Here is a 16,925-nt window from a genome sequence, read left to right as displayed (position 1 = left end):
AATACAAGGGACAGTTTCCGCCCATAATAAAAAAGGAAGAGTATTCATATTGAGGGAAAATCTGCGCCATATAAATTTTTACTGTGACAAAAATTTTATGAAATATGATTTTAAATTGTAAAATGTGTTATAATATAAATACAAAGAGGGAAAATAAAAACAGGATGCTGGTAACATCCTGTAGTGTACAATCTAGTTGCTTAGGCAACTGGTATCACTAATTTTAAAATAAAAAATAGTAGCGTCCAATTGCGAGTCGGGGCTACTATTTTTTTGAGATTTTTTCTATAAGTAAAACTATTAATGTTAATAGTGATATTAAGAATAAACCACTTTGAAATAGTAACATTAAAATGCTGTTACTCTGGGAATGAATTTGATTGTAAAACATTTAGTTGGAACCATAATTGAATATGTTGAACATAATAGAAATTGCTAGTATTCAGGTGATGATAAGATGAAATCAATAGCAAATTACATATCCGTTAGTAGAATAGTTTTATCTATAATTCTAGTTTTTGTTAATTCTTTAGGTATAGCCTTTTATGCAATATATATTATTTGTGGATTCAGTGATATTATTGATGGGTTTATTGCCAGAAAGACAAAGACGACAAGCAGATTTGGAGCAAAGCTTGATTCCATAGCTGATATGGTAGTGGCTTTTGTATTATTATTTATATTTTATCCAATCATAAATCCTGCAATTGAAATAGTCATTTGGATTATTTCAATTGCTGCTATTAGATTGATATCTATGGTTGTGGCTTTGAAAAAATATAAAACTTTTGCAAGCATTCATACTTATGGAAATAAAATCACCGGGATATTTTTATTTGTATTTCCAATACTGTTTCTTTATATTGACACAAATATGTTAATTTATATAATTTGTGCTGTGGCAAGTATATCAGCAATTGAGGAGTTAATTATTCAGCTGACATCAAGTGAACTTCAAATAAACAGAAAAAGTATATTCCAAGATAGAGAAAGATGAAATAAAAACTCATCTTGAAGAAAAAACACATAATTAGTGAATTATGACCAAGAAAATTCATATTGGGAGAGAGAAATTTGTATAATGAAGATTGAATTTGCAAAAGCAGAGTTTTTATTAGGTTATATTATCGTTGGAGATAATTTGGCATAAATGAATCTATAGAAGAGTTTATTGACGAATTAGTAGCAATTGTTCATATATAAATTTTTAAGAAGGTAGGGTCATAGCATGGATAATAATTATGAAGAAATATATCTAAAATTAGCAAAAGACTTTTTATATGTTAAGGTAGCAAAAAAAAATAATAAATTGGAGATGTATCAAAAATATTAGATATATCAGATCAAATGATTAGATATTATGAAAAATTAGGTGTTATTACACCTAAACGCAAAGGTGATGGAAAATATCGTTATTATGATGCTATTATTGTTGCTACAGGATCGAAACCTTTAACACCTCCAATTTCAGGAATTGATTGCAAGAATGTTTACACTGCTGAAGATGTATTATATGGAAATATTCATCTTCCACAAGGTCCAGTTGTTGTTTGTGGTGGTGGAGAAGTTGGTGGAGAAACTGCAGAGTTTATTTCACAAACTAATAGAGATGTTACTATTCTTGAAATGAAACCACAAATTTTAAGCGATATAGTACCTCCAAACAGGGTTGTATTGGTTCAAAGAATGGTGGAACAACAAATTAAGATCATTACTAATGCAACTGTAAACTCTATTACAGAAAACAGTATATCTTATAAAGATGTTGAAGGTAATAAAATTACTATACCAGCAACTACGGTTGTATCAGCATTTGGATATAAAGCTTATAATCCATTAGAAGACATTGCAAAATCAATATGTGATGAAGTATATGTAGTAGGTAGTGCAGTTAAAGCTGGCAATGCTTTAGTTGCTACTAAAGAAGGTTATGAAGCTGCTTTAAAATTATAAATATAATATAGAGTATATGACCAATTAATTATCATATACTCTTTTTAATTCTAAATCCCCACAAGTACCAAACTGACAAGTTTTATGCTGGTAAGTTTTCTGAGTGTTATCATTATAATTCCAGTCATTTGTTTTCTGAGTCTAATGTTTATTTTCCCTGGGATCAATAATTATAGGGTAGAAAAAATTAAAAAAGAATACTTAAATATAACACTACCAATCCAAACTGAAATAATTGAAACTTACACTTTTTGCAGTAATACTACCGGAACTGACAATCATGTTGAAATTTGGATGATTGAGGGATGTTAGGGCACATATTTATTATTATGGAAAAGAAGATTTGCCAATGTAATTGCCGAAAACTTTTGCTGTTATGACTGCTGCAGGATATGAAGGAGCAATAAAATGGTTTTCTTTGGCAGGGAGGAACATGTAATAGTATGTGACATAGTTGAGGTGAATTAATATGAATGTATTTATTTAATAGTAACAGTTTATTCATAGAATCAATATAATAATTGAGGTAAGTAATTATTATATTAAGAAAGGTAAACTATGTTATCTAGTATTGAATTTGTACGGCAATCTTTGGGATTACATCTCTTTTTCGCAAGGATTATGAAAGAGCATTCATTCTTTCTGGAAGTAGGTTTTACACAAAAAAACTCAAATCTTATACTTAAAGCAGATAGGATTAGAATGGAGTTTGATAGACTTTTAGCGGATACAATAACTCTTTCTAATGGTGTTGTTAGCTGTAGTGTATTACAGTCTGGTGAAGTAATAACCCCATTTACATTAGAAGCTGAAGAGGCCTCAGCATATTTTACAGGAATAAGCATTTTAACTAATTTGACGAAGGCAGAAGCAGCATTGATGTGTAATGATTTAATGATGGTTAACCCTATATTTGAACAAAGAGTGTTCATGCTTAATCAAAGAGCTATGAAGCTTATTTCAGTTTTGATACAGTTTAAGTCCAGGATATTATCAGCAGTTATATCATGTAAAATATTTACAAGTAATTATCCTTTACTTATAGACCACATTTTAAGAGAAGCAAAGTTGTATCATAAGTTGGTTCAAAAACTTCAAAATCGTGAGGATATGAACTTGGAAATGGAGGCTTATAAGCAAGAAGCTTTCTGGAATAGAATTATGGCCGAACATTCAAAATTTATTCGTGGACTTCTTGATCCAACTGAAAATGAACTTATAAATACTGCAAATAATTTCGGAAATGAGTTTGATAAATTGACAAAAGAAGCGAAAGAAGCTATGGATAAGACAATACCAATTTCAGAAGTAACAGATAATAGTCTTAAAGCAACTATAGAAATTAGCAGATTTAAAGCACAAGGTACACAAGGATTAGTAAATTGTAAAATTAAATCCATAATAATACCGTTATTAGGTGACCATGTTTTACGAGAAGCAAATCACTATTTGAGATTATTAAAAATATTTAAGAAAGCAGAGGTATAGTAAAATATTGGTATATAACAAAAATATTAGGAATTAAGCAAAAATTGAAATTTTTCAGAATGTAATATAAAAATATTGTAAAAAAGAGGATATTACAAATCCTCTTTTGATATATCCATGGCTCCGGGGTAAGCGAGTCACAATAAGACAACAAATAAGCATTAGTATAAGATCGATGCTTATTTGCTTTTAGAATTTATAAAATTTTACTATTATTCCCAATAGTCATCATCAAATTGATCCAAGAAAATTGGAAATACGAATGGCACCAAGAAGGGCCTTCTGCGTCTACGTCTTCTACGCCTGCGTCTACGTCTAGGTGGTCTTCCATAACCTCCTTGCTGCCTGTAACCTGAATTGGTACTTATATCTGTATCATCTTCACATGTATCATAGTATTCATTATCTATTGCTTCATCGTAAAACATTGGATATGAAAAAATAATAAAATAATATGAAATTGTTGTTTGAATTTAAAAGCAGGAGTATTACACTCAATGCCATGCAGAATGCAAGGGAAATCAATGCTTTCTTTTTGCTGTATTTCATGGTGTTAAATTGCATATATGTAAGTATAAACTGTACTATAACTAAAACTATAAAAATCATATCGGCGGGATATAATTTATTTGCGTATAATAACCTGGGTATTACAGATAAAATCAGCAGTAAATATAGGAACTTGGATTTTATCAAATTCCATAATTTTAATATTTTATTCATTTGCAAACTCTTTTCCTATTTTAATTTATATGGATTAGCACAAGCTAATTCTAATAAATTGATTATGCTTCTAGTATACATCCTTATATATACGTTGTATAGAGGGCTGCTTAGCCAAGGTGGATGTTCAATAAAAATCATGGAGGGCTTTTTATTATTGACTGTTTGAGATATGAAGAGTATTATTATTTCTATAGATTGATAATGAGAATTATTATCAATCTATGTATATATTTTATCCGAACGCTATCATTGCTAATACTTCCAGCGCACTCTGTGAAAGCGACTGTCATCAAATCAAAGATTTGGGACATTTGCTTTTCTCAAAGTGGGAGATAAGCACTGCTATGCGCCTGGATAAGGTGATTCTTAGGTTCGCAGTAATTTGCTTATGAGAAAAATCTTTTTCAAGAACCTTAGAAGAGCCAATCCAGTGGCGTAACAGTACTTAACCTGGGAGGTTTAGAACTGGCAGCCATTGGATAAGTTCTGCCCCTAAAGGATAACGTATTCTAAGTGCTGAAGACACTAAGAATACTGTTAATAAAGTACGGGGTATTGTATAAAATGGTATAATCTATTTATAAATTAATTTACATTATCTTAAATATTATGGGGGAAAAATGGATAATAAAATAGATGTGGCCATAAAACAATTTTTAAAAAATTACTCAAAAGAGAAAAACATTCAAACCAAATGGGAAGAGCCCTTAATAGCATATGCAGATGCAGAAGATGAAATGTTTTATAAACTTAAAAGTGTAGTAAGCCAGTCTCATGCAATGCCCAGGGACTTTTTGCCTGAAGCAAAAACGGTGGCAGCTTATTTTATACCATTTAATAAAGATGTTGTTAAAAGTAATGTAGAAGGAAAGGAATGTTCTAGAAAATGGGCAGTATCATATATAGAAACAAATAAATTAATATTGGATTTAAATGCTTTTATTGTAAATAAACTGCAAAAATTGGGCTATAAATCCAGTAGCATACCACCAACATACAACTTTAATAATAAAAAATTGATTAGTGATTGGTCACAAAGACATGTTGCTTTTATTGCAGGATTAGGCAAATTCGGATTAAATAATATGCTAATTACTGATAAAGGATGCTGCGGGCGAATTGGCAGTTTTGTAACTGAATTAGAGATACAACCAACTAAAAGACAAAATCAAGAAAATTGCTTATATAAGTATATGAATATATGTAAAAAATGCACGGATAGATGTGTAAATAATGCTTTAAAAGTTAATTATTTTGATAGAAACAAGTGCTATGAAATGTGCTTGTATAATGATAACTTTTATTCAGATATTGAATTAACTGATATTTGTGGTAAATGTTTAGTTAATGTCCCTTGCTCAATAGTAAATCCGGTAAAAAAGCTAACTAAATAGTTAAAGGGTAAAATGTAAAATTTTAGCAAAGTAATCATCATTAAAATAACATATAACCGTATATTCTCCTGCATTATGATAAATTCCAAATTTGTAGAGTTGAGACAGCATAATTTTAGCTTCAGTCAATCTTTACGTAATTTGAAATTATTTCGAATTAGCAAGGTTTTAGCTATTTGCTATTATGTTATTTTGGAAAAATTAATGTTAAGAATTCATTAGCAGATTGGGTTATTACAATTATTGCTTTAATAGGATTTACTTTTATTGGTTATGTAATATGTGGTAAGCTTCCTAAAAAGCTAAGAATTTTTTTAAAGTCTATACTCTCATAAATTATCCTAATTTTAGATAATATACGATTTAAGAAAACTAAATAATAATTCCACATAATTAGCAAAATATAGGCACTATTGTCACTGTAAAAAGTAGGATACGGTGATGATGGTGCCTATTTTTTCAAATCTAAATATCTGTATTATCTTTGTTACCTTAGGATCTTCAGGGAGAAACTTCAGGTTATTTGGGGAAGGCGCCTAAAAAGGAATTTCTTACTTTCTAGTATAATTACAAATTCAAGCATACCAGAAAAATATATCCTTAAAATGCTAAAATTATATTGACAATCAGTGCAATTAATGATAAAGTGTTAATAACAAAATGATAATAACAAAAATATAATATGATAGAGAGGCGGTAAAAATAGATAAGAAGAAGCTTAAAAACAAGCAGGGGCTTACGGAAGAAGCATTTTTGCAGAAGTATGATATTAATGAATATGAAAGGCCGTCTATAACGGTGGATATGTTGATTTTCACCGTGAAGGACAAGAAAGAGGAAAATTACAGGAAACTTTCAGGGAAATCAATGAAATTACTTCTTGTTAAGAGGGCAGATCATCCTTTTATAGGACAGTGGGCACTTCCGGGAGGATTTGTGTCGGTAGATGAAAGCATTGATGAGGCTGCCAATAGGGAATTGAAAACCGAAACCAATGTGGAGGACATTTATATGGAACAGCTCTATACCTGGGGCGATGTAAAGAGAGATCCCAGGTGGAGAGTTGTAAGCTGCTCCTATATGGCATTGGTGGACGGCAGTTTGTTTGATATAAAAGCCGGAGATGATGCGGATGATGCCAGGTGGTTTGATGTTAAATTCGAGATGTTTGAAGAGAAGAAAACTGTTCTGGAAAAGGAATTTGTGTTTGAAAAATCGGTTAAAATCATTTTTTCAAGTGAGGAGGATACTTTGGAAGCTGTTGTAAAAATTACTGAAAGGCGCAGGGGGAGATCGGCAAGTGTTAAGAGAGAGATTGTAAATTCCAGGGGGATTGCATTTGATCATGCAAAGATCATTGAATATGCCATTGAAAGACTTAGAAACAAGATAGAATATACGGACATAGTTTTTAATCTTATGCCGGAGCGGTTTACTCTGTCAGAACTTCAACAGGTATATGAGATAATACTGGGCAGGGAACTCCTTGCTGCAGCCTTTAGGAGAAAGATATCAGGCAAGGTTATTGAAACAAATGAATTTTCAAAAAGTGCAGGGCACAGGCCTTCAAAGCTGTACAGGTTTAATCCAAATTGGAAATACATGTGAATATCAAAATGAATTGGGAGGGTTATTTATGTTTGGATTTAGATTTATAAAATTTCAGCCAAGTGAGTATGTTTTAAAATACAGAAATGGGAAAATAGTAAAAGAAGGTGCAGGCATATCCTTTTACTACTATGTTCCCATTACTTCAATTGTACTTGTTCCCGTAGGCAGTATGGATGTACCCTTTATTTTTGAGGAAGTTACTTCGGATTTTCAGACTGTCACCGTGCAAGGGCAGATTACATTCAGGATAGTTGAGCAGAAGAAAATTGCAAAACTTCTAAACTACACTCTTGATATTAAGGGAAAGGGGTATGTTTCGGAGGATCCTAAAAAGTTATCGCAGAAGGTGATAAATATTGTGAGAGTGCTGGCTAAAAAGCTCCTTGAGAATCTGCAGCTTAAAGAGGCCATCAGATCCAGCCAGCTACTTGCCAGAGGCATACTAGACAAAATTAAGGAGAATGAGGAGATAGATCTTCTGGGTATTGAAATTCTCAGTGTCTCCATATTGGCTGTTCTTCCCAATAAAGAAACTGCAAGAGCTTTGGAGGCACAGGAAAGGGAACAGATTTTAAAAGAGGCAGATGAAGCCATCTATGCAAGGCGGAATGCTTCCATTGAACAGGAAAGATGTGTAAAACAAAATGAGTACAATACGGAAATCGCAGTTGAAAACAAGAAAAAACAGGTTAGAGAAACCCAGCTGGATACCGAGAGGATTGTCCAGCAGAAACAAAATCAGCTTAAAGAGGAAAAGATGAATTTTGAAACTGCCTTGGAGGAAAAGAGAAAGGAGCTTATCAAGCTCAGCACTCAGAACTTAAAGACCCGAGCCGATGCAAGAGCTTATGAATTGTCTGTTGTAATGAAAGCATTTGAAGGTATGAATCCTGATGTGATACAATCTCTTGCAAATGTCGGAATGCAGCCTGATAAGCTTATGGCGGTGGCCTTTCAGGAACTGGCAGGAAATGCCGGAAAAATTGGCCAACTGAATATATCACCTGATTTGCTTCAGGAAATTGCTAAGGGGAGAAATTGACTATGGAAAGACTCACTGAAAACAAAATAATTCTTGTAAAGAGAAAGACCCGCTTTGAAGAACTTATTGCTAGATACAATACTGCTGCACAGGCGAAATTTTATATTGAACATCTTGGAGGTGATTTTTCAGACTATGTAGAGGAAGATAGGCTGTATAAAAAAGCACTGATTTCTGCCCAGAATCAGCTGGAGCTTCTGGGCAGGCTGCAAATTGTGGACAGGGACTATGTGCCTAATTTCATATTTGGTGACGATGATGTGGTAGTGGCAGTAGGGCAGGATGGCCTTGTGGCAAATACCTTGAAATATCTTTCAAAGCAGCAGCTCATTGCTGTAAATCCTGATCCTTATAGGTGGGAGGGTGTGCTGCTGCCCTTTAAGGTGGAGGATCTGAAACTGGTTGTTCCGGAGGTATTCAATTCAAAGAGAAGGATTAAGGAGGTATCCATGGCAAAGGCGTCTTTAAATGACGGACAGGTGCTCTATGCTGTTAATGATCTTTTCATCGGGCAGAAAACCCATGTGTCCTCCAGATATCATATTCAGCTGGGAGATCAGCATGAATATCAATCCTCCAGCGGAGTTATCGTATCCACGGGACTTGGATCAACTGGCTGGCTAAAAAGCATACTTACCGGTGCCATGAATATTGCAAAACAGGTATCCAATGGAAGAGAACAGCTGCAGCAGCAAAAAAAGGTTGATTGGAATATTGATTATTTGTATTTTTCCGTACGTGAACCTTTTCCCAGCTGGATTTCAAAAGCAGATATGGTTTTTGGAAGGATAACGAAAAAGTGTCCACTGAAGATATCCTCCCAGATGCCTGAAAACGGAGTTATATTCAGTGACGGTATTGAAAGCGACTATATCCAGTTTAATTCCGGCATAGAAGCGACGATTACGGTTGCCGAAAAGAAGGGTCATCTGGTTGTATAAATACCTACTAATTATATGAAACAAGCTGGTATTATTATATGTTACTTCAAATATATATTATGAAAGCATAAGGGTCTTCTACGATAGGATAAAAATTATGAGAGCTTTTTATTATTGACTGTTTGAGATATGAAGAGTATTATTATTTCTATAGATTGATAATGAGAATTATTATCAATCTATGTATATATTTTATCCGAACGCTATCATTGTTAATACTTCCAACTTCTCAAAGTGGAAGATAAGCACTGCTATGCGCCTGGATAAGGTGATCCTTAGGTTCGCAGTAATTTGCTTATGAGAAAAATCTTTTTCAAGAACCTTAGAAGAGCCAATCCAGTGGCGTAACAGTACTTAACCTATCAGTTGTAAACTGGGAGGTTTAGAACTGGCAGCCATTGGATAAGTTCTGCCCCTAAAGGATAACGTATTCTAAGTGCTGAAGACACTAAGAATACTGTTAATAAGGTTCAGGTGGAGAAAAGTATTCCTTATAAGCAAACTCCATCTGAACCTAAGAATCACTTGATATGTGAGGTGGTATTGTGTATGTAACAGATAGAGATAAGCAATTATATGGAAGTCAGGTATGTGTGATCAAAAAAGATAAAGACTGTGCAATTTATAAAATTGACAATCCTACAGGCAGTGCCGTTATGACGAGTTATTCGGTATTTCCCGGTATTGAGCTGATTTATAATGACGTTCATGCACAATTTGTAAGCGTTGATGTAGAACCTCCAAAAAATATTTTGGAAATCAATCACTGCAGGGAAGGGATAATTGAGTGTGAAAGCAGAAAAGGAGAGTATTTGTATCTTTCTAGAGGCAGTCTTGCAATAAATCGAAAATTCAGTGTAAATAAAAGCTCTTATTTTCCATTGAGTCACTTTCATGGAATTACCGTTGCTCTGGATTTTGATAAAGTACCCGAGTGTTTGTCCTGTATTTTAGATGAAGTTTCAGTTGATCTGTCAAAATTGAAGAGTAAATTTTTCGGAAATAATGAAAATTTTTTAATAATAAGGGAAAATCAAAGTATACACCATATTTTTTCTGAATTGTATTCAGTGTCTGAGAAGATAAGAAAAGGATATTACAAAGTGAAGGTTTTAGAAATTCTCCTTTTCTTAAGCAGTTTGGAGGAAGAAGAATTGAAGCAGAGCAAACGGTACTACCCGAAAAAGCAGGTGGATACAGTGAAGAAGATAAAAAAATATTTAACAGTGGATCTTTCTGAAAAAGTTACTTTGGATGAACTGTCATCACAATTCAAAATTCCACTTACCACCATGAAACTTGTATTTAAAGAAATGTATGGAGACAGTATATATTCTTTTATAAGGACATATAAAATGCAGAAGGCAGTGGAGCTTTTGAAAAACACCGGCAGGGAGATCAATGATATTGCAGTATGCCTTGGATATAACAATGCGAGCAAATTTTCAAAGGCATTTAAAGAGGTGATTGGGATAAATCCCAGCATATATCGAAAAAATGTCTAAATGGAGCATCGGGGTCTGAATAGAGTAGAAGGTGAAGACATAATAAATTAGAATAAATTGTGTAACGGGGAATGTACTTCAAGAATTGCAGGAAAGGAGAATTTGAAATGGAGAAAAGATCTATTATGTCAGCTCTATTTGAATATGCAGGGAAATTCAGATACCTGACAATGGCCTCCTGGGTATTGTCTGCAGCAAGTGCACTTGTGGCGCTGATACCATTTATATATATATGGAGGATTATCAGGGAGGTTCTGAAAGCTGCCACGGGTTTTACTTATTCCCAAAACCTGGTGCAGTATGGCTGGATGGCTGTAATTTTTTCTGCCCTGTCCATACTTATTTATGTAGCTGCTTTACTATGCTCCCATATTGCCGCATTTCGGGTTCAGGCAAATATAAGATCGAAGGCCATGCGCCATATCAGTACACTGCCTTTAGGATTTATGGATGATATTGGAAGCGGAAAGATAAGGAGAATTGTAAATGAGTCCAGTGCAGCTACGGAAACTTATCTGGCCCACCAATTGCCTGATCGTGCAGGTGCCATGGCTGCACCTGTTGGTCTTCTCGCAATGCTTTTAGTATTTGACTGGCGGCTTGGTATTCTGAGCTTGATACCAGTTGTAATTGCTTTTGGAATTATGTCTGTAATGACTGGAAGCAGAATGAAGCAAAAAATGAAGGAATATCAGAATTCCTTGGAGCAAATGTCAAATGAGGCGGTTGAATACGTGAGGGGGATATCGGTATTAAAAACATTTGGACAATCTGTTTTTTCCTTTAAGCGATTTAAGGCATCAATTGATAATTATCAGAAATGGGTAATTTCCTATACAAAAGATTTGCGTCTGCCCATGATATTTTACACCACAGCTATTAATGCTGTTTTTGCAGTGCTGATATCGGCGGCCTTATTTTTTACAGCGGATGGGGTCACGGGAGAGTTCCTGTTGAATCTGCTGTTCTATATAATCATCACACCTGTTATAACAGTTACTTTGAACAAGATTATGTACTCCAGTGAAAATATTATGATTGTTCAGGATGCAATGGAGAGAATTGGCAGCATAATGAAGATGGAACCATTGCATGACAGTGAAGAACATGAACATCCGCAGGACAATTCGGTTGCGTTTTATGACGTGTCATTTCGTTATAAAGGTGCAGAGGAAAATGCACTGAACCATGTTTCACTCCACATTGCCTCCGGGCAGCATGTGGCTTTTGTAGGTCCCTCCGGCGGCGGAAAAACAACCCTGGCAAGTTTAATACCGCGTTTCTGGGATGTTGACAGCGGCAGGATTACCATAGGCGGGGTGAATGTAAAAAATATATCCAAAGAAGAATTGATGGATAATGTTTCTTTTGTTTTTCAAAACAGCAAACTTTTAAAAATGTCAATTTTTGAAAATGTCCGTCTTTCCAGGCCGGATGCAACACGAGTGGAAGTGCTTAAGGCCTTGAAGGATGCCAGGTGTGACGATATTATAGGAAAACTTTCAGATGGAATAGACACCATAATTGGAACAAATGGAAATTATCTTTCAGGTGGAGAAGAGCAGCGTATTTCCATTGCAAGGGCAATGCTTAAAAATGCACCAATTCTTATACTTGATGAGGCAACAGCATTTGCCGATCCCGACAATGAATCCAAGGTTCAAGCTGCCTTTTCTGCTTTGTCAAAGGGAAGAACGGTAATTATGATAGCACATAGGTTGTCCACCGTAATGAGGGCGGATCGCATTTATGTAATGAAAAACGGGGAAATATGTGAATCCGGAAGTCATTCTGAATTAATAGGGCAGCAAGGATTATACTCAAATATGTGGAGGGAGTATAACAGTGCTGTAAAATGGAAGGTTGGTGTGCAAAATGACATTGGCTGAAAGACTGCGGCATAAATATGCCCTTTCTGAAAAAGGCGCAGAAGATATGATAAAAGCATTTGCTGCATGTACATTATCAAATATTGTACTTATACTGCCTGTAGGTCTTCTTTATTATCTGGTTTATGATTTGATGGATAAAAATATTGGTGATGGTCATATTTCACTTTATGTATTTGGAATTGCAGTGTGTCTTGTACTTATATTTGCAGCAACGTATTTTCAATATAATTCAACATTTTTTGCAACATATCTGGAGAGTGGTGTCAGGAGAATATCACTTGCTGAGAAATTGCGGAAGCTTCCACTTTCTTTCTTCGGGAAGAAGGATTTATCGGATTTGACAAGTACCATTATGGCAGATTGTTCCACATTGGAAACAGCATCATCTCACTGGATACCGGAACTTGCCGGTTCCATTATTTCAACTTTTATCATTGCACTGAGCTTGTTTTTCTTTGACTGGCGTATGGCCATTGCAGCACTGTGGGTGCTTCCTGTTTCCTTTATAATTGTCCTTTTTTCATCAAGAGTACAGCACAGTTTGGGAAAAAAACAGATGAAGGTAAAGATGGATTGCGCAGATGGAATTCAGGAATGCCTGGAATCTTTGAGGGATCTTAAGGCAAACAATGCGGAAAGGGCATATATGAATGAGCTCGATATAAAAATTAAAGCTGTTGAGAAGCGTGCAATTATTACAGAACTTGGAACTGCTGTTTTTGTTGTAGCTGCACAGATGGTTCTAAAACTTGGAATTGCCACAGTTGCATTGGTTGGTGGAATACTTCTTGTAGATGGAAGCCTGGATGTTTTGACCTTCTTTATGTTTTTGCTTTTGGTATCAAGATTATACGATCCTCTGCAGATGTCACTGCAGAATCTGGCAGCAATTATTTCCGCCGATATCCAGTGCCAGCGTATGGATGAAATTCTTGGACATGAAATACAGACGGGATCGAAAGAACTTACAAATAAAGGTTGTGATATCGTATTTGATCATGTTGCATTTGCCTATAATGGCAGTGAAATTGTATTGAAAGATGTATCATTCACTACCAGACAGGGGGAAGTTACTGCACTGATTGGCCCCTCCGGAGGTGGAAAAACCACTGTATCAAGATTGGCTCTGCGATTCTGGGATGTCAGCAGAGGGAAAATTACTGTGGGCGGTATGGACATTTCAAAAATCGATCCCGAAACTCTCATGTCTCTATATGCTGTTGTTTTTCAGGATGTCACACTATTTAATAATTCTATTATGGAGAATATCCGTATTGGCCGAAAAGATGCCTCGGATGAAGAAGTCATACAGGCCGCAAGGCTGGCTCATTGCAGTGAGTTTGTGGAGAAACTGCCGCAGGGGTGGAATACTGTAATTGGTGAGAATGGTTCTGAGCTTTCCGGCGGTGAGCGTCAGAGGATATCTATTGCCAGGGCATTTTTGAAGGATGCACCTATTATACTGCTGGATGAAGCCACAGCTTCACTGGATGTTGAAAATGAAACTATGATACAGGAATCATTATCCAGGCTTATTAAAAACAAAACGGTACTTGTCATTGCGCATAGAATGAGAGCGGTAGCAGGTGTTGACAAAATTGTAGTATTGGAAAATGGCATTGTAGCTGAACAGGGTGCGCCAGGAGAGCTGGCCGGAAAAGATGGGATATACAGGCATATGGCTAAGATACAGATGGAGGCTGCTTCATGGAAATTATAATGGTATATAATTTTGTTTTTTTGTATTTTACCTGCTCATTTGATTTTTGTATGTCATCTATTTCTATAATTGGGTATATGGAAATGATAAAATCCGGAAAAATTTATTTTTATATCTAAAGAACTAAAAAGCTTTAATTGCTGTTTTGCCAGTGATTAAGGCTTTTTAATATCTTTAATATATGTAAAAAAAGCTATTCAAAGGTACAGGATATTGTATAAAATGATATAATCTACCTATAGCACTTAAATGTGTAGTAAAAAATATTTGAACAATATGTAGACAAATAGTAATTGTAATAAATAAAGGGGTTAATAAATATGAATATAAGACTTGCAACCATTGAAGATCTACAAGCCATTACTGCTGTTGAGTCAATATGCTTCCCGGCAGCGGAAGCTGCTTCAGAAAGCGATTTTAAAAAGAGATTAATTGTGTATCCTAATCATTTTTGGCTTTTGGAGGATGATGGAAGACTAGTTGGCTTTGTAAATGGAATGGTGACAAATGAATCAAAATTATGCGATGAGATGTTTGAAGATGCCAGTTTACATGATGAAAATGGTCAGTGGCAGATGATTTTTGGTGTAAATACTATCCCCGAGTATCGCAGACAAGGTTGTGCAGAAAAAATAATCGATAAGGTTATTGCCGATGCCAGGACGCAGGGACGTAAGGGGTTAGTGCTTACCTGCAAAGAAAAACTGCTGCACTACTATGCAAAATTTGGTTTTAAAAATGAAGGGATTTCAGAATCAACACATGGCGGAGCAGTTTGGTATGATATGCGTTTGACTTTTTAAGTTGATAAATTTCTAATTTAAAGCCTAGCATTTATAAAATAGTAATTTGTAATGGAGGTATTTTATGATAGGCTATTACTATTGCTCTTTGAGCACGTTTTTGAACATTTTAAAAAGTAAACAAATTTATCTTTCAGATCCATTGAAAATGAATGATAATTTAGAAATAAAGTGGTATCTGGATAGACTGAACGATGAGAAAAGCAATGAGAATGAATTTGAATCAGTTTTCAATATGATGAAAATGCGCTCAAATATAGATTTCACTTTTGAGGAATTAGTAAAGTGTCTAAATTCTAAGGGACAGATGAGCATATATATTTGTTGCTTTTCAAAAGAATCAGATATATTAAGTCAATGGAGAGCATATGCAGAAGGCGGAAAAGGGGTTTCTATTGGGTTTGATTTAGAAAAGCTAAAAATAGTTGATAGCCATGGTGCATTTCAAGAAAAATGGAAATCAATAGAATTAAAACATGATTTTAGGGTTATTGAAAGTAATAATATCACAGAGTTTGTGAAACTAGATTTTGATCCTGATTCTATAGAAGAAATATGTATAGGACCGAAATGTTTATTAAGCAAAAATGATATAAAGCATATTCTAAAGAAATTATTAGGTGTGGAGAAAGATGTTATAGAGTCAAAATCAAGTTATAGATAGTGGTAATTACAAATTCCAATTTAATGTTGAATATTATAAATAGTAATTTGGGAAATGAGATTAAAATGGTTTTATTAGTAGTTGATACGCAAAAGTAATTTATTATACACCAACCAAAAAAGAAAAAATATGAATTTTAGGAGGTGTTATTATTAAAAAGATCATTAAATTTGTTAGAACCACTTTAGTTATTTTATCATGCTTATTACTTATTTTTAGCATATATGCCTGGATGGTGAAATTAAGAATAAGCGATTCTGAATGGCTGCCAATAATGGTTTTAAGTAGTTTGAATTTATTTCTATTATTTGTTTACTGGGTATTAGGTATAGGCTATATCAAACCTTCAAATATACAAGAAAATAAGGTTGGTAGAGTTTTGTCCAAGGTAGGGTTTGGTGGGAATATAATTTTATTTATATACTGTATATTAATTGTTATGGGATTTGGTATTATACCTTAATTGAGATTAGCCGATACAGTTTTATGACACATTATTGTTAAAATGAGAAATAAAGATTATTTAATGCTAGGTGAGATAAATAACACTGAAAATAACAAAACTTTATCTAATAATGTAATTGTAACAACAGGAAAAATCATAATTAAATCGTATGATGGAAAATCGATTTTTATAAAGTTTTAGCGTCACGTGTAATGTATAAGGCAAAAAATGATGAACCTAAATATTGGTTACTTGGTATTAATAACGGGGCATTTTGGAGAGAAAAATCAATTGTACTTGTCTGGTATGTTAATGAAGAAAAGATAAAAAAGGAAATGGATGGAATTGTAAAAACAATTAATAATGGTGTACCAGCATATGAATTAAAATATGCAGTAAAAGTTAAGAATAAAATGTTAAGAGTAAAAATAGATGAAAAGTAACTTGATTTTTATATGATAAATAAGAATAATTTAAGGCTGAGTGATATAAATAGTAAGTTTGCAAAGGAGTAAGATATGGCTTCTAGTCAGGAATATTTAGATTTTATTATTGGACAATTAGATTTACTGGATGATATTTCTTTTAGAAAAATGATGGGAGAATAACCTTATGATGTTGCAAAAGCAATGCTTTTGGTTGAGAATGTTGATAATAAAGAGCTCCTATATCAACTGATTATGGAGATGTATGAAGAACTTCCTACTCCAAAATTAAAAAAGAAAAAGTGACTTGAAAGGA

Annotated in this window: 14 protein-coding genes and 1 pseudogene; 14 read left to right on the top strand and 1 reads right to left on the bottom strand. The window is 34.1% G+C overall.

The genetic code is table 11. From position 1 onward, the window contains the following. Positions 1 to 265: 265 nt before the first annotated feature. Entirely contained in the window at positions 266 to 349 is an 84-nt protein-coding gene (locus LN736_RS16425) for a putative holin-like toxin (protein ID WP_229982018.1), read from the bottom strand. 108 nt (positions 350 to 457) lie between these two features. Between LN736_RS16425 and LN736_RS16420 the strand changes: the two genes are divergently transcribed. From LN736_RS16420 to LN736_RS16355, 14 genes and pseudogenes are all read left to right on the top strand, one after another. Further along, positions 458 to 997 carry a CDP-alcohol phosphatidyltransferase family protein gene (locus tag LN736_RS16420; protein ID WP_229982016.1) on the top strand — a complete coding sequence of 180 codons (540 nt, stop codon included), beginning with the start codon at positions 458 to 460 and terminating at the stop codon, positions 995 to 997. A gap of 311 nt (positions 998 to 1,308) precedes the next feature. Further along, positions 1,309 to 1,953, top strand: a complete 645-nt coding sequence (locus tag LN736_RS16415; RefSeq protein ID WP_326839095.1) for an FAD-dependent oxidoreductase — start codon at positions 1,309 to 1,311, stop codon at positions 1,951 to 1,953. A 558-nt stretch (positions 1,954 to 2,511) separates the two neighbouring features. After that, positions 2,512 to 3,441, top strand: a complete 930-nt coding sequence (locus LN736_RS16410; RefSeq protein WP_179977284.1) for a DUF2935 domain-containing protein — start codon at positions 2,512 to 2,514, stop codon at positions 3,439 to 3,441. Between the two features lie 1,346 nt (positions 3,442 to 4,787). Beyond that, positions 4,788 to 5,561 carry an epoxyqueuosine reductase gene (locus tag LN736_RS16405; RefSeq protein ID WP_179977287.1) on the top strand — a complete coding sequence of 258 codons (774 nt, stop codon included), beginning with the start codon at positions 4,788 to 4,790 and terminating at the stop codon, positions 5,559 to 5,561. A 702-nt stretch (positions 5,562 to 6,263) separates the two neighbouring features. Further along, positions 6,264 to 7,169, top strand: coding sequence for an NUDIX hydrolase (locus LN736_RS16400; protein WP_179978276.1), 906 nt, complete (start codon positions 6,264 to 6,266; stop codon positions 7,167 to 7,169). A 28-nt stretch (positions 7,170 to 7,197) separates the two neighbouring features. Beyond that, positions 7,198 to 8,214: an SPFH domain-containing protein gene (locus tag LN736_RS16395; protein ID WP_179977288.1), complete on the top strand. Its 1,017-nt coding sequence runs from the start codon at positions 7,198 to 7,200 to the stop codon at positions 8,212 to 8,214. Positions 8,215 to 8,216: 2 nt separating this feature from the next. Next, on the top strand, positions 8,217 to 9,155 hold the full coding sequence (locus LN736_RS16390; protein WP_229982014.1) for a diacylglycerol kinase catalytic domain-containing protein: 939 nt from the start codon (positions 8,217 to 8,219) through the stop codon (positions 9,153 to 9,155). 545 nt (positions 9,156 to 9,700) lie between these two features. Further along, positions 9,701 to 10,660 (top strand): helix-turn-helix domain-containing protein, encoded by a 960-nt coding sequence (locus tag LN736_RS16385; RefSeq protein WP_229982013.1) that lies wholly within the window; start codon positions 9,701 to 9,703, stop codon positions 10,658 to 10,660. A gap of 107 nt (positions 10,661 to 10,767) precedes the next feature. Continuing rightward, positions 10,768 to 12,549 carry an ABC transporter ATP-binding protein gene (locus tag LN736_RS16380; protein WP_229982012.1) on the top strand — a complete coding sequence of 594 codons (1,782 nt, stop codon included), beginning with the start codon at positions 10,768 to 10,770 and terminating at the stop codon, positions 12,547 to 12,549. Further along, the gene (locus tag LN736_RS16375) at positions 12,542 to 14,272 is read left to right on the top strand and encodes an ABC transporter ATP-binding protein (RefSeq protein WP_229982017.1); all 1,731 of its coding nucleotides are present in this window, start codon (positions 12,542 to 12,544) and stop codon (positions 14,270 to 14,272) included. The genes LN736_RS16380 and LN736_RS16375 overlap by 8 nt, the downstream gene beginning before the upstream one ends. A 320-nt stretch (positions 14,273 to 14,592) precedes the next feature. Further along, positions 14,593 to 15,075, top strand: a complete 483-nt coding sequence (locus tag LN736_RS16370; protein ID WP_150357746.1) for a GNAT family N-acetyltransferase — start codon at positions 14,593 to 14,595, stop codon at positions 15,073 to 15,075. Between the two features lie 64 nt (positions 15,076 to 15,139). Then, on the top strand, positions 15,140 to 15,739 hold the full coding sequence (locus LN736_RS16365) for a DUF2971 domain-containing protein (RefSeq protein WP_229982011.1): 600 nt from the start codon (positions 15,140 to 15,142) through the stop codon (positions 15,737 to 15,739). Positions 15,740 to 16,396: 657 nt separating this feature from the next. Continuing rightward, positions 16,397 to 16,627 (top strand): hypothetical protein, encoded by a 231-nt coding sequence (locus tag LN736_RS16360; protein WP_229982010.1) that lies wholly within the window; start codon positions 16,397 to 16,399, stop codon positions 16,625 to 16,627. A 75-nt stretch (positions 16,628 to 16,702) separates the two neighbouring features. Further along, positions 16,703 to 16,915 (top strand): annotated as a pseudogene (locus LN736_RS16355) (hypothetical protein). The last annotated feature ends 10 nt before the right edge of the window (positions 16,916 to 16,925 follow it).

The sequence above is a fragment of the Clostridium aromativorans genome, assembly GCF_020908015.1.
GTDB lineage: Bacteria > Bacillota > Clostridia > Clostridiales > Clostridiaceae > Clostridium_B > Clostridium_B aromativorans.
The sequence above is the reverse complement of the archived record's forward strand: the minus strand, read 5'-3'. Positions and strand labels throughout refer to the sequence as shown.

Coding starts and splice junctions, on each gene's coding strand:
- LN736_RS16425 (WP_229982018.1), bottom strand. CDS start 349: ATGTTACTATTTCAAAGTGGTTTATTCTTAATATCACTATTAACATTA.
- LN736_RS16405 (WP_179977287.1), top strand. CDS start 4,788: ATGGATAATAAAATAGATGTGGCCATAAAACAATTTTTAAAAAATTAC.
- LN736_RS16365 (WP_229982011.1), top strand. CDS start 15,140: ATGATAGGCTATTACTATTGCTCTTTGAGCACGTTTTTGAACATTTTA.
- LN736_RS16380 (WP_229982012.1), top strand. CDS start 10,768: ATGGAGAAAAGATCTATTATGTCAGCTCTATTTGAATATGCAGGGAAA.
- LN736_RS16390 (WP_229982014.1), top strand. CDS start 8,217: ATGGAAAGACTCACTGAAAACAAAATAATTCTTGTAAAGAGAAAGACC.
- LN736_RS16360 (WP_229982010.1), top strand. CDS start 16,397: ATGTATAAGGCAAAAAATGATGAACCTAAATATTGGTTACTTGGTATT.
- LN736_RS16395 (WP_179977288.1), top strand. CDS start 7,198: ATGTTTGGATTTAGATTTATAAAATTTCAGCCAAGTGAGTATGTTTTA.
- LN736_RS16370 (WP_150357746.1), top strand. CDS start 14,593: ATGAATATAAGACTTGCAACCATTGAAGATCTACAAGCCATTACTGCT.
- LN736_RS16420 (WP_229982016.1), top strand. CDS start 458: ATGAAATCAATAGCAAATTACATATCCGTTAGTAGAATAGTTTTATCT.
- LN736_RS16410 (WP_179977284.1), top strand. CDS start 2,512: ATGTTATCTAGTATTGAATTTGTACGGCAATCTTTGGGATTACATCTC.